Annotated in this window: 11 protein-coding genes; 2 read left to right on the top strand and 9 right to left on the bottom strand. The window is 71.2% G+C overall.

All coding sequences use genetic code 11. The annotated features are described in order from the left end of the window. Positions 1–631: 631 nt before the first annotated feature. Complete coding sequence (trpS, locus tag ACZ43N_RS14810) at positions 632–1,627, top strand: tryptophan--tRNA ligase (RefSeq protein ID WP_468097711.1); 996 nt, start codon at positions 632–634, stop codon at positions 1,625–1,627. A gap of 67 nt (positions 1,628–1,694) precedes the next feature. Here the strand turns inward: trpS and proC are convergent, their stop codons facing one another. The 6 genes from proC to ACZ43N_RS14840 all read right to left on the bottom strand — a co-directional run bounded on the left by proC (position 1,695) and on the right by ACZ43N_RS14840 (position 6,336). Next, entirely contained in the window at positions 1,695–2,507 is an 813-nt protein-coding gene (proC, locus tag ACZ43N_RS14815; RefSeq protein ID WP_468097713.1) for a pyrroline-5-carboxylate reductase, read from the bottom strand. 116 nt (positions 2,508–2,623) lie between these two features. Continuing rightward, entirely contained in the window at positions 2,624–3,436 is an 813-nt protein-coding gene (locus ACZ43N_RS14820) for an ABC transporter permease (protein ID WP_468097715.1), read from the bottom strand. Continuing rightward, entirely contained in the window at positions 3,433–4,281 is an 849-nt protein-coding gene (locus ACZ43N_RS14825; RefSeq protein ID WP_468097716.1) for an ABC transporter ATP-binding protein, read from the bottom strand. Before ACZ43N_RS14825 ends, ACZ43N_RS14820 begins: the two co-directional genes overlap by 4 nt. A 242-nt stretch (positions 4,282–4,523) precedes the next feature. After that, positions 4,524–5,312 (bottom strand): class I SAM-dependent methyltransferase, encoded by a 789-nt coding sequence (locus ACZ43N_RS14830; protein WP_468097718.1) that lies wholly within the window; start codon positions 5,310–5,312, stop codon positions 4,524–4,526. A gap of 64 nt (positions 5,313–5,376) precedes the next feature. Then, positions 5,377–5,919: an EamA/RhaT family transporter gene (locus ACZ43N_RS14835; protein WP_468097719.1), complete on the bottom strand. Its 543-nt coding sequence runs from the start codon at positions 5,917–5,919 to the stop codon at positions 5,377–5,379. 90 nt (positions 5,920–6,009) lie between these two features. After that, the gene (locus ACZ43N_RS14840; protein ID WP_468097720.1) at positions 6,010–6,336 is read right to left on the bottom strand and encodes an SH3 domain-containing protein; all 327 of its coding nucleotides are present in this window, start codon (positions 6,334–6,336) and stop codon (positions 6,010–6,012) included. Positions 6,337–6,521: 185 nt separating this feature from the next. Between ACZ43N_RS14840 and ACZ43N_RS14845 the strand changes: the two genes are divergently transcribed. Beyond that, positions 6,522–8,726 carry a serine/threonine-protein kinase gene (locus ACZ43N_RS14845; protein ID WP_468097721.1) on the top strand — a complete coding sequence of 735 codons (2,205 nt, stop codon included), beginning with the start codon at positions 6,522–6,524 and terminating at the stop codon, positions 8,724–8,726. A gap of 109 nt (positions 8,727–8,835) precedes the next feature. Here the strand turns inward: ACZ43N_RS14845 and ilvD are convergent, their stop codons facing one another. The 3 genes from ilvD to ACZ43N_RS14860 form a co-directional block, all read right to left on the bottom strand. Continuing rightward, positions 8,836–10,689: a dihydroxy-acid dehydratase gene (ilvD, locus tag ACZ43N_RS14850; protein WP_468097723.1), complete on the bottom strand. Its 1,854-nt coding sequence runs from the start codon at positions 10,687–10,689 to the stop codon at positions 8,836–8,838. Positions 10,690–10,818: 129 nt separating this feature from the next. Next, positions 10,819–11,439 carry a TetR/AcrR family transcriptional regulator gene (locus tag ACZ43N_RS14855; protein ID WP_468097724.1) on the bottom strand — a complete coding sequence of 207 codons (621 nt, stop codon included), beginning with the start codon at positions 11,437–11,439 and terminating at the stop codon, positions 10,819–10,821. Further along, positions 11,436–12,257: a sugar phosphate isomerase/epimerase family protein gene (locus ACZ43N_RS14860; protein ID WP_468097725.1), complete on the bottom strand. Its 822-nt coding sequence runs from the start codon at positions 12,255–12,257 to the stop codon at positions 11,436–11,438. The genes ACZ43N_RS14855 and ACZ43N_RS14860 overlap by 4 nt, the downstream gene beginning before the upstream one ends. Positions 12,258–12,546: the final 289 nt, after the last annotated feature.

Consider the following 12,546-nt stretch of genomic DNA (forward strand, 5'->3'; position numbering starts at 1 on the left):
TTTGTACTCACCCGAGTATCTTCTCGGGCTTTCCTCCGGGCGCTTCCCTTCGGTCTTGCGTTTCCGACTCTATCAGATCTTTTTCCGATCCGATTTCCTCGGTGCTTTCCAGGTTCTCGCTTTCGCGTTTCCCTTTCCGGCGGTTCCGACTCTATCAGATCCTTTCGGGCCTGATTCCCAGTCAGCGGGGTTTGTCTTCACGGCTGTTGGGCCGTTCCGACGAGTGAGACTTTAGCGGATTCCGGGCTCCCGAGCTAATCGGGGCTGCGTCCTTTCGAACGCGGATTCCTCATCCTGCAAATATGCACGCCAATGGCACGACGACGGATCGCCGATTGTTGGTGTTTACCTGCGGAATGGCTGTCCGGGGACCGACCGGGGTCGGCGCTCACGTCGGACAACCCGGAGAACACTACGGACGGGCCCAGGGTGTGTCAACTCGCTGCAGGACGTACTCCCGGCGCGTAGCCTGACCTCCATGACTACGCGTACGTGTCACCAGTGGTGGGCCGCCTGACGGCGGCCGCGCTCACGTACGCACTCGACGGCCGCCGCCCCCGGCGGCCGTTCTCGTATCTCCCTCCAGGGAGCGGCCGACCGGTTGCGGCGGCCCTGACCAGGAGGATGAGAGATGACGCGGGTCTTCAGCGGGATCAAGCCGACCGGGCACCTGACGCTGGGGAACTACCTGGGGGCCGTACGGCGGTGGGCCGACGTCGATCAGCACCGGACGGACGCGCTGTTCTGTGTGGTCGACATGCACGCGCTGACCGTGGACCACGATCCGGCACGGGTGCGCAGACTCAGCCGGCAGGCGGCGACCTTGTTGCTGGCGTCCGGCCTGGATCCGGAGCTGTGCACGGTCTTCGTGCAGAGTCGGGTCGACGAGCACGCGCGGCTGTCGTACGTGCTGGAGTGCGTGGCCACCGACGGAGAGATGCGGCGGATGATCCAGTACAAGGAGAAGGCCGCGCGTGAACGGGACCGGGGTGGGAGTGTCCGGCTGTCGCTGCTGACGTACCCGGTGCTGATGGCGGCGGACATCCTGGCGTACGGGACGGACGAGGTGCCGGTCGGGGACGACCAGACACAGCATGTGGAGCTGGCGCGGGACCTGGCCGTGCGGTTCAACCAGCGGTACGGACAGGCGTTCGTGGTGCCTCGGGCGACACATCCCAAGGTGGGGGCCCGGGTCATGAATCTGCAGGAGCCGACGTCGAAGATGGGGAAGACGGACGACGTGGGGCCGGGCATCGTCTATCTGCTGGACGAGCCGGACGTGGTGCGGAAGAAGATCATGCGGGCCGTGACGGACAGCGGGCGCGAGGTCGTCTACGACCGGGTGGCGCGGCCGGGGCTCGCCAATCTGCTGGAGATCCTCGCTGCCTGTGAAGGCGGGAACCCCGAGGACCTGAGCGGTGCATACGAGTCGTACGGAGCTTTGAAGAAGGACACAGCGGAGGCCGTGGTCGAGCTCCTCAGGCCCGTACAGCAGAGGCACAAGGAGTTGTGCGCGGATCCTGCGTATGTGGAAGCGGTACTGCGGACGGGTGCCGAAAAGGCCAGAGGGATGGCTCGGCCGAGGGTGGACGCCGCGTACCGCGCCATCGGACTGTTGGCCGGCTGACCGCTGCGCCGGGGGTGTGACGGCCCGGTCCCGCCCCCGGCGCTGCGGCTGAGGTCCGCTGTCTCGGTCAGCTGTTGTTGCCGGAGGCCAGCTCACGGCTGCGGTCGCGGGCGGCTTCCAGCGCTGCGATCAACGCGGCGCGTACGCCGTGGTTCTCGAGTTCGCGGATGGCGCTGATGGTGGTGCCTGCCGGGGAGGTGACGTTCTCGCGGAGCTTGACGGGGTGTTCGCCGCTGTCGCGGAGCATCGTGGCCGCGCCGATGGCGGACTGGACGATGAGGTCGTGGGCCTTGTCGCGGGGCAGGCCGAGGAGGATGCCCGCGTCGGTCATGGCTTCGACCAAGTAGAAGAAGTACGCCGGGCCCGAGCCGGAGAGCGCGGTGCAGGCGTCCTGTTGGGACTCGGGGACGCGGAGGGTCTTGCCTACGGCACCGAAGATCTCTTCGGCGTGCGCGAGATCGGCCTCGCTCGCGTGGCTGCCGGCGGAGATGACGGACATGGCCTCGTCGACGAGGGCGGGCGTGTTCGTCATGACACGGACGACAGGAGTGCCCGGTGCCAGCCGCTCCTCGAAGAAGGAGGTGGGGATGCCTGCCGCGCCGCTGATGACCAGGCGGTCGGCGGGGGTGTGCGGGGCGAGTTCGTCGAGGAGGGTCGCCATGTCCTGGGGCTTGACCGTCAGGATCAGGGTGTCGGCTGTCTTCGCGGCCTCCGCGTTGGTGACCGGGGTGACGCCGTAGCGGGTGCGGAGTTCCTCGGCGCGTTCGGCGCGGCGGGCGGTGACCAGGAGGTCCGTGGGGTCCCAGCCGGCTCGGATCATGCCGCTGAGCAGGGCCTCGCCGATCTTTCCGGTGCCGAGGACTGCGACTTTCTGGGTCATGGTGCGGGTGCCCTCCGGGGGTGCGTCGTCCTGGGGCCATCCTCGCACCGGGGCTGCGGGTTCGGGTGACGTGTCCGGTGGGCGGGATGCGGGGCGCGGGCAGCTGGAACGGCCGTTTACCTCGTCCGGCGCCTCAGGGTCGCCGCTCCCAGGGCCAGGACCAGCAGGGCGCAGCCGGCGACGATCGAGACGTCGCGGACGAAGGCCGCGGTCATGTCGGTGTGCAGGAGGACTTCGTTCATGCCGTCGACGGCATAGGACATGGGGAGGACGTCGGAGATCGCTTCGAGGGCGGGGTGCATGTCGGCTCGGGCGGTGAACAGGCCGCAGAGGAGGAGTTGGGGGAAGATCACGGCCGGCATGAACTGGACGGCCTGGAATTCGGAGGAGGCGAAGGCCGACACGAAGAGACCGAGGGCGGTGCCGAGGAGTGCGTCGAGGAGGGCGACGAGGAGCAGGAGCCAGGGGGAGCCGGTGACATCCAGGTCGAGGAACCAGACGGCCAGGCCGGTGGCGAGGGCGGACTGGATGATCGCCAGGGTGCCGAAGGCGAGCGCGTAGCCGGCGATGAGGTCGCCCTTGCCGAGGGGCATGGCGAGGAGGCGTTCGAGGGTGCCGGAGGTGCGCTCGCGCAGGGTGGCGATGGAGGTCACCAGGAACATGGTGATCAGCGGGAAGATACCGAGGAGTGAGGCGCCGATGGAGTCGAAGACCCGTGGGCTGCCGTCGAAGACATAGCGCAGCAGGAACAGCATCACGCACGGGACCAGGAGCATGAGAGCGATCGTGCGGGGATCGTGTCCGAGTTGGCGGAGGACTCGGCGGGCTGTCGCCGTCGTACGGAAGTAGTTGAGTGCCCTCGGGCGGGGTGCGGGTGTGGCCGCGGTGGTGCCGCGGGGTGCGTTCGGGGTGGGCGACGTGGTGGTCATCGGTTCGGCTCCTTCTGTGGTGAAGCTGTCGCGGCGGCCTCGTCGACCAGGTGCAGGAAGGCCGCTTCGACCGTTTCGGCGTGGGTGCGGGCGCGGAGGGCCTCGGGGGTGTCGTCGGCGAGGATCTCGCCCTCGCGCATCAGGAGGAGACGGTGGCAGCGCTCGGCCTCGTCCATGACATGGGACGAGATCAGGAGGGTGGCCCGGCGCTCGGCGGCGATGGTGTGGAAGAGGTCCCAGAGGTCTCGGCGGAGGACGGGGTCCAGGCCGACCGTGGGTTCGTCGAGGACCAGGAGTTCGGGGGTGCCGAGGAGGGCGACGGCCAGGGAGACGCGACTGCGCTGGCCACCGGAGAGGTTGCCGGCGAGGGCGTCGGCGTGGCTGGTGAGGTCCACGTCGGCGATCGCCCGGGTGACGTTGTCGTGGCGGCGGTCGGCGGCGGCGCGGCCGGGGTCGAGGATCGCGGCGAAGTAGTCGAGGTTCTGGCGGACGGTCAGATCGTCGTAGACGGAGGGCGCCTGGGTGACATAGCCGATGCGGGAGCGGAGGGTGGGGGCGCCCGCGGGGTGGCCCAGGACCTGGAGGGTGCCGGTGACCTTGTCCTGGGTGCCGACGATCGAGCGCATCAGGGTCGACTTGCCGCAGCCGGAGGGGCCGAGGAGACCGGTGATCTGGCCGGGCGGGACCGCGAAGTCGAGGTTGCGGAGGACTGTGCGAGGACCTCGGGTGACGGTGAGGTTCTCGGCGTGGATGGCGGGAGCGAGCGGCGGGGCCGGGTTGCTCGGGGTGCTTGTCCCGGGGTTGGGGGGCGGGGGTGCCGGCTTCCCGGGCGAGTAATTCATCATGCGATGAATAATGCTCCGGGTGAGTTCGGCCGTCAAGGCGCCGGGCTGGGCGGGGAGGGGTGCGTCGCGATGCGGCGAGCCGGGGCGGACGGGCGGGGAGGGGTGCGTCGCGATGCGGCGAGCCGGGGCGGACGGGCGGGGAGGGGTGCGTCGCGATGCGGCGAGCCGGGGCGGACGGGCGGGGCGCGGGGCGGGCGACCGGCGGTGACCGGTAGGCGTACGGAGGGGTGGGCTGCCGGGGGTCAGGGGTGGGTGGCCACCAGGAGGTCCACGTCGTAGACCTCTTCGATCTGTTCCCGGGGGAAGAGGGCGCGGAGGTGGGCTCGCTCCTCGGCGAGGAAGGTGTTTCTGGTTGCCTCGTCCCGGATCAGGAAGCCCGAGTGGCTCGCGATGTTGGCGAGGTGGGTGTCCAGGGAGACCCGGCGGCTCCACCGGATGCGGCGGCGGGCGCAGTCCAGCTGGCCGGCGGTGGCTTCCAGGGCGGCGGGGGCGCCGGTGGTGCCGCTCTGCTCCATGGGGAGGTCGGCGTTCAGGCCGAGGAAGCGGCGGACACGGGTGGCGGCGTCGGCGATCCAGGGGATGTCGAGGGCGTCGGTGTTCCACCACAGGGCGAGAGCGCCGCCGGGCCGCAGTACGCGAAGGGCCTCCGGGACCGAGCGGGTGGGGTCGGTCCAGTGCCAGGACTGGGCGTAGGTGAGGAAGTCGACGGAGGCGGCGGCGAGAGGGAGGGCGTTGCCGTCGGCGCGGACGAGCGGGATGTGGGGGTGGGTACGGCGGAACTGGGCTGCCATGCCGGGGCCGGGTTCGACCGCGAGGACGTGGGCTCCGTGGGCGTGGAGGAGCGCGGTGGAGATGCCGGTGCCGGCGCCCACGTCGACGGTGGTCGAGCGGGACAACGGACGGCCGGCCAGCTGCTCGACGGCGGGGAGGAGGGCGGGGGGATACGAGGGGCGGCTCGCCGCGTACTGGGCGGCGGCCCTGTTGAAGGAGTGGGCTCGGGAGGTGTGGGAGGGAGATTGGGGGGTGGCCATGGGGACATGGTCGTGGTCCGCGGGTGGGCTGGGGAGAGGGCGTGTGAGGGGTGTTCCTCTCGGCTCAGCCGCGTGGGCGGCGCTTGGCCGGGTTGCCCGTTCGTTTGGTGGTGCGGCGGATGTACTGGGCCCGCGCGGTTTCGTAGGTGTGGCGGTGGAGGGACTCGCCGGGGGCTTCCTTGAGGGAGCGGAGGAAGTAGGCGGCGAGGGAGCCTGTGAAGCCGATGGTGAGCAGGCCGCGCAGGGAGGACTGGCGGGCCGGGTCGGGGCGCCGGGTGAACGAGCCCCAGGTGTGGCCGAAGGCCAGGGCGCTGCACACGGCGAACATGACGACGACCGTGATCGAGACGAAGCCGCCCACTGCCGCGAGTTCAAGGCCCTCGTAGGCGAGGCGCAGGACGAGGCAGGAGGCCGCGACGGCGGCGAGTGAGCCGAGGGAGACGGCCACGCGGCGGGCGGTGTAGTTGCCGTCGTGGTTCAGCCAGGTCGTCCCGAAGAAGCGGATGGGTTCGGGGAGGGGACCCTTGGGCGTCGTGGGGGCCTCGGTGGCCGCGGGGGCCTGGGAGGGCCGCGGCTTCGCGCCGGTTCCGGTCTGCTTGTCGCTCACGGATCGATTATGGCCGCGCCCCACGCGGGAGCGCCCCCGCCCGGCCCGCGGGCGGGGGCGCTTGCTCTCGTACCGGTTGCCCTGGCCGGGTCAGCCGCAGCGGCCGGCCACGTAGCCGTCGGCGCCGGTGTAGACGTAGGCGTCGGAGATGTAGTCGCCGTCGCCGATGTTGTCCCAGATGTTGGTGGTGCCGTAGGGGCCGGAGATGGTCTGGCCCGGGGTCTGGCAGAAGATCGGGACCTTGGCGCCCTCGGCGAGGACGCGGACGATGCTGTAGCTGGTGCTCGGGCCGCTGCGGACGTTGAGGCGGACTCCCGGGGCGACCGAGTAGTAGCGGACGGACGCCGTCGCGGCGGCCGTGGCCGTCCGCTCCTCCTCGCCGTCGCCCGTGATCTCTTCGACGTGGTCGATGGACATGCGGAAACTCCCCCCGTTTCACCCCATGACAGCCATGGGGACCCTTTGATACCCCTTGAATCAAGACACGCACACCTGCGCCTTCTTGGTTCCCGGAGGCCAGCAAGCCGCCTCTGTCTCGTACGTGTCATCGACTAGGCTCCGTGCGTCGCGCGAGCGGCCGGAACAGCACGGGGGGTGTGCCCATGACGCCACAGCGGGACACCGGTTCGGGAGCGGAAGCGGAACTTCCCGAGTACGCCGGTCAGTACCGCCTGGAGTCCAGCCTGGGCTCCGGTGGCATGGGGGTCGTCCATCTGGCCACCTCGACCTCCGGACTGCGGCTCGCGGTGAAGGTGGTGCACGCCGAGTTCGCCAAGGACCCCGAGTTCAGAGGGCGGTTCAGGCAGGAGGTCGCCGCGGCACGACGGGTGAGCGGTGCCTTCACGGCGCCGGTCGTCGACGCCGACACCGACAGTGCCCGCCCCTGGATGGCCACCCTCTTCATTCCCGGTCCGACACTCGCCGAGCATGTGAAGCGGAACGGGCCCATGGCGCCGGGGCAGTTGCGCCGGCTGATGGCGGGGCTCGCCGAGGCGTTGCGGGACATCCACCGGGCGGGCGTGGTGCACCGCGATCTCAAGCCCAGCAACGTGCTCCTCGCCGAGGACGGGCCCAAAGTCATCGACTTCGGCATCTCCCGGCCGAAAGACAGCGAACTGCGCACCGAGACCGGCAAGTTGATAGGCACGCCACCCTTCATGGCCCCGGAGCAGTTCCGGCGGCCGCGGGAGGTCGGGCCCGCCGCCGACATCTTCGCCCTCGGCTCGGTGACCGTGCACGCGGCGACCGGGCGCGGACCCTTCGACTCCGACAGCCCGTATGTCGTCGCCTACCAGGTGGTCCACGACGAGCCGGACCTCACCGGCGTACCGGAGAAGCTCGCCCCGCTCGTGCGGGCCTGCCTCGCCAAGGAGCCCGAGGACCGGCCCACGGCGGACGAGTTGATGCACCGTCTGCGGTCCGTGGCGGCCTCGTACGACACCCAGGCGTTCATACCGGCGCAACGGGAGCAGGGTTCGGGGGCGGGCGGGGAGCGCTCAGCGCGGGATTCCGGGGCCGCCGAGGGATCGGCGGGCCGGGACGGTACGGCCGCGGCCGACGCCGGCGGCCGGGAGACCGGCGGCGGCCCGGCGGACGCCACGGGGACCTCGGCCGAGCGGAGCCGACTGCGCAGACGGGCCGTCGTGGTCGCGACCGCGCTGGTGCTGGCCGCGGGCGGCATCTTCGGCTCGGTGCGGCTGCTCGGGGACGGCGCTGGTGCGGGCGGCGGTGGTGAGGCCACGCCTCGGGCCACGGTGGCCGCCGCCCCCGCGCTCGAACCCTGGGCGACGGAGCCGGCGCCGAAGAAGGCCGGGGCGCCGCAGTGCTCGTACGGGGCGGGGAAGCTGGTGTGCGCGCAGCCGGGGCTGGTGTCGGCGTTGGACCCGGCCGACGGCCGGGTGCTGTGGCGGCATTCCGTCACCGGGGGCATCAGTGAGCCGCCCGTCGTGTCGGGCGGTCTGGTGCACGTCTCGACCGACGCCGGCGGGCGGTCGCAGGCCCTCGATCCGGCGACCGGCGAGGTCCGCTGGGAACGGGACCTGACCGCGTACAGCGGCCGGCGGTTCGCGGGCGGTGTGCTCCTGCTGACCTCCGCCGACGGCACGGTCACCGGCCTGGACGGCGCGAGCGGCGACACGCTGTGGAGCCGGGCCGTCCCCGGGCAGCGGGAGGCGTACTTCACCTCGTTCGAGGGGGACGGGCCGGCCTACGTGGCGAGCGTCACCGGGGAGGGCGCGGGGGCGCGGACGCGGGTCACGGCGGTGGATCCCAAGAGCGGGGACGTGGTGTGGGACGCGCGGCTGGACGGTGATCTGAAGCCGGTGGGGGCACGTGGCGGCGCCCTCTTCCTGGTGGCCGGCGGCGGGGTGTACGGCGACACGGTCGGCGTCGTCCGCCACGACTCGGCGACCGGGGCGACGGACCGGGTCACGCTGCCCGTACGGCTGGAGCAGGCCCGTGCGGTGGTACGCGGTGACTTCGTCTATCTGCTGGGCACCGGCGGTTCGCTCGTGGCCGTCGACATGAAGGCGGGCAAGCAGCTGTGGCGGGCCGAGACCGGGGTGGCGCGGGGCTCGGCGCCCGTGGCCGACGGCCGGCACGTGTACTTCACCACCGCCGACGGGCGGCTGCTGGCGCTCGACGCCCGCGGGGGCCGGCTCACCGGGGAGACTCCCCCGCGGCTCGGCGACACCGACCGGGTCGTGGCCGCGCTGCCCGAGCCGGTCGTCGTCAAGGGACGCGTCTGCGCGGGCGCGCCCGACGGCACGGTGTTCGGGGTCGACGCGGACGATCCGGCGGGCTGGTAGCCCCGGGCCTCCATGGCTGCCGGGCGCCCTCCCCCGTCGAACGCGCACCCGGACACACCGAGGGCCGCCCCGGGGTCCCCTCCCGGCAGCGGCCCTCGACGCAGTGGGGTCAGCCCAGCTTGGAGACGTCGCGCACCGCGCCCTTGTCGGCGCTGGTGGCCATCGCGGCGTACGCCTTCAGCGCGGCGGAGACCTTGCGCTCGCGGTTCTTGGGGGCGTAGACGCCGTTCAGGGCCTGCTCGCGGCGGGCCAGTTCGGCGTCGTCGACGAGGAGCTCGATCGTACGGTTGGGGATGTCGATGCGGATGCGGTCGCCGTCCTCGACGAGGGCGATGGTGCCGCCGCCGGCCGCCTCGGGCGAGGCGTGGCCGATGGACAGGCCGGACGTACCGCCGGAGAAACGGCCGTCGGTGATCAGGGCGCAGGACTTGCCGAGGCCGCGGCCCTTCAGGTACGAGGTCGGGTAGAGCATCTCCTGCATGCCGGGACCGCCCTTGGGGCCCTCGTAGCGGATGACGACGACATCGCCCTCCTTGACCTGCTGGGTGAGGATCTTCTGGACGGCCTCCTCCTGCGACTCGCAGACGACCGCCGGGCCCTCGAACGTCCAGATCGACTCGTCGACGCCGGCCGTCTTCACCACGCAGCCGTCGACCGCGAGGTTGCCCTTCAGGACGGCCAGGCCGCCGTCCTTGGAGTAGGCGTGCTCGGCGGAGCGGATGCAGCCGTTCTCGGCGTCGTCGTCCAGGGAGTCCCAGCGCTCGGACTGGGAGAAGGCCTCGGCGGAGCGGACACAGCCGGGGGCGGCGTGCCACAGCTCGACGGCCTCGGGCGACGGGGAGCCGCCGCGCACGTCCCAGGTCTTCAGCCAGTCGGCGAGGGAGGGGCTGTGGACGGAGTTCACGTCCTCGTTGAGCAGGCCCGCGCGGTGCAGCTCGCCCAGCAGGGCGGGGATGCCGCCGGCGCGGTGCACGTCCTCCATGTAGTACGTGCGGTTCTTCGCGACGTTGGGCGCGACCTTCGACAGGCAGGGCACGCGGCGCGAGACGGCGTCGATCTCGTTCAGGCCGAAGGGGACGCCCGCCTCCTGAGCGGCCGCCAGCAGGTGCAGGATCGTGTTGGTGGAGCCGCCCATGGCGATGTCGAGGGCCATGGCGTTCTCGAAGGCCGCGAACGAGGCGATGGAGCGCGGCAGGACCGTCTCGTCGTCCTGCTCGTAGTAGCGGCGGGTGATGTCCATGACCGTGGCGGCCGCGTCGATGTAGAGCTGCTTGCGGGCCGTGTGGGTGGCGAGGACCGAGCCGTTGCCGGGGAGGGACAGGCCGATGGCCTCGGTCAGGCAGTTCATCGAGTTGGCCGTGAACATGCCGGAACAGGAGCCGCAGGTCGGACAGGCGTTCTCCTCGATACGGAGGATGTCCTCGTCCGAGATCTTGTCGTTGACGGCGTCGGAGATCGCGTCGACCAGGTCGAGCGTGCGGACCGTGCCGTCGACAAGGGTGGCCCGGCCGGACTCCATGGGGCCGCCGGAGACGAAGACCGTCGGGATGTTGAGCCGCAGGGCGGCGTTCAGCATGCCCGGGGTGATCTTGTCGCAGTTGGAGATGCAGATCAGGGCGTCGGCGCAGTGGGCCTCGACCATGTACTCCACGCTGTCCGCGATCAGGTCGCGGGAGGGCAGGGAGTACAGCATGCCGCCGTGGCCCATGGCGATGCCGTCGTCGACGGCGATCGTGTTGAACTCGCGGGGGATGCCGCCGGCCTCGCGGATCGCCTCGCTGACGATCCGGCCCACCGGCTGGAGGTGGGTGTGGCCGGGCACGAACTCGGTGAAGGAGTTGGCGACGGCGATGATCGGCTTGCGGCCGATGTCCGCGCCCGGTACACCGGAGGCGCGCATAAGGGCGCGGGCGCCCGCCATGTTGCGGCCGTGGGTGACTGTGCGGGACCTCAGCTCGGGCATCGTCGCTCGCCTCGCTCCTTCGGAGAGTTATGACTGAAGTCGAGCGTACGCCGGTCATCCAGTGGGCGGACACCTTGTCCGGATGACGGGACGAGCGTCTCGGTTTTCGGCGTCCCCACCGGCGTGCGGTCAGGACAGGGGCGCTGTCAGGTGGGCCTGCACCACGGGTGCCACTCGTCTGATGATCTGCTCCGGGTCCGCCGATGCCAGCGGCTCGACCTTGATCACATAGCGGACCATCGCGATGCCCACCAGTTGCGCCGCCGCCAGCTCCGCCCGGAGTTCCGCGTCCGGGACGTCCAGCCGGCCGGCGATACGGCGGAGCACCTGGGTGGCCACGATCCGCCGGAAGACGGCGGCGGCGGTGTCGTTGTTCACGGCCGACCGCACGATCGCGAGCAGGGGCGTACGGGTCGCGGGGTTCTCCCAGACGCCGAAGAAGAAGCGGGTGAGCCGTTCGCCGACGCTTTCGAGAGGGCCCTCCTCGACGGCTCTGGGTGCCTCGATCGCCGGGGCGAAGGAGAGAGTGATGGCCGCCTCGAACACCTGCTCCTTCGTGCCGAAGTAGTGGTGCACGAGCGCCGAGTCGACCCCGGCCGCCTTGGCGATGCCCCGTATCGACGTCTTGTCGTAGCCCCGCTCGGAGAACTCCTCGCGGGCCGCGGTGAGGATGCGGTCGCGGGCGGCGGGGGTGTCGGCCGCTTCCGTACGAGGGGGCCGTCCCCGGCGGCGGGGGGTGGCCGCGGTCACCGGCGGGGGACCTTCGCGGCGGAGGCGAGGTGCAGCCGGGTGAAGGCGAGGGCCTCGGCGAGGTCGGCCTCGCGTTCGGCGCCGGACATGGCCCGGCGGGTGTTGACCTCGATCACCACATGGCCGTCGAATCCGGAGCGGGCGAGACCTTCCAGCAGTTCGGCGCAGGGCTGGGTGCCGCGGCCCGGCACGAGGTGCTCGTCCTTCGCCGAGCCCCTGCCGTCGGCCATGTGGACGTGGCCGAGGCGGTCGCCCATGCGGTCGACCATCTCCAGCGCGTCGACACGGGAGGTCGCCGCGTGGCTGAGGTCGATCGTGAAATGCCGGTAGTCGTCCTTGGTGACGTCCCAGTCGGGGGCGTAGGCCAGCATCTCGCGGTCGCGGTAGCGCCAGGGGTACATGTTCTCGACGGCGAACCGTACGTCCGTCTCGCCCGCCATGCGCCAGATTCCGGTGACGAAGTCGCGCGCGTACTGGCGCTGCCAGCGGAACGGGGGGTGGACGACGACCGTGCTCGCGCCGAGCTTCTCGGCGGCGGCCTGGGCGCGCTGGAGCTTGACCCAGGGGTCGGTGGACCACACCCGCTGGGTGATCAGCAGACAGGGGGCGTGGACGGCCAGGATGGGGATCTGGTGGTAGTCGGAGAGGCGGCGCAGGGCCTCCATGTCCTGGCTGACCGGGTCGGTCCAGACCATGACCTCGACACCGTCGTAGCCGAGGCGCGCGGCGATCTCGAAGGCCGTCGCCGTGGACTCCGGATACACGGAGGCAGTGGACAGGGCGACCTTCGCATCCGGGATCCGCACGACGTCTGCCACGCAGGACAGCCTAAAGGGTGGGGTTCGTCATGTGGGGCCGGGGCGGGGTTGTTGGCCGGGAGTCGGGGGCCATCGCCTCGTCGCCGCGGGAGGCGATCGACGAGGCCGGCCGGGTCCGTGGTGGTCGCTCGCGCAGCTCCCGGCGCCCTGGCGACCTGCCCGTCCCGGGTCACACGGGGCCCTTAAGGGTCCTTTCACGATGCCCGCCCGGGTCGGGGGGGGGGGGGGGGGACCCCTATCAGCAGCCTGGCCCACCTCCCGCTCTCGCTCCCCCTGTTACAGAAAACCC

This window comes from Streptomyces sp. NPDC030814, from assembly GCF_055572155.1.

Coding starts and splice junctions, on each gene's coding strand:
- trpS (WP_468097711.1), top strand. CDS start 632: ATGACGCGGGTCTTCAGCGGGATCAAGCCGACCGGGCACCTGACGCTG.
- proC (WP_468097713.1), bottom strand. CDS start 2,507: ATGACCCAGAAAGTCGCAGTCCTCGGCACCGGAAAGATCGGCGAGGCC.
- ilvD (WP_468097723.1), bottom strand. CDS start 10,689: ATGCCCGAGCTGAGGTCCCGCACAGTCACCCACGGCCGCAACATGGCG.
- ACZ43N_RS14825 (WP_468097716.1), bottom strand. CDS start 4,281: ATGATGAATTACTCGCCCGGGAAGCCGGCACCCCCGCCCCCCAACCCC.
- ACZ43N_RS14830 (WP_468097718.1), bottom strand. CDS start 5,312: ATGGCCACCCCCCAATCTCCCTCCCACACCTCCCGAGCCCACTCCTTC.
- ACZ43N_RS14840 (WP_468097720.1), bottom strand. CDS start 6,336: ATGTCCATCGACCACGTCGAAGAGATCACGGGCGACGGCGAGGAGGAG.
- ACZ43N_RS14820 (WP_468097715.1), bottom strand. CDS start 3,436: ATGACCACCACGTCGCCCACCCCGAACGCACCCCGCGGCACCACCGCG.
- ACZ43N_RS14845 (WP_468097721.1), top strand. CDS start 6,522: ATGACGCCACAGCGGGACACCGGTTCGGGAGCGGAAGCGGAACTTCCC.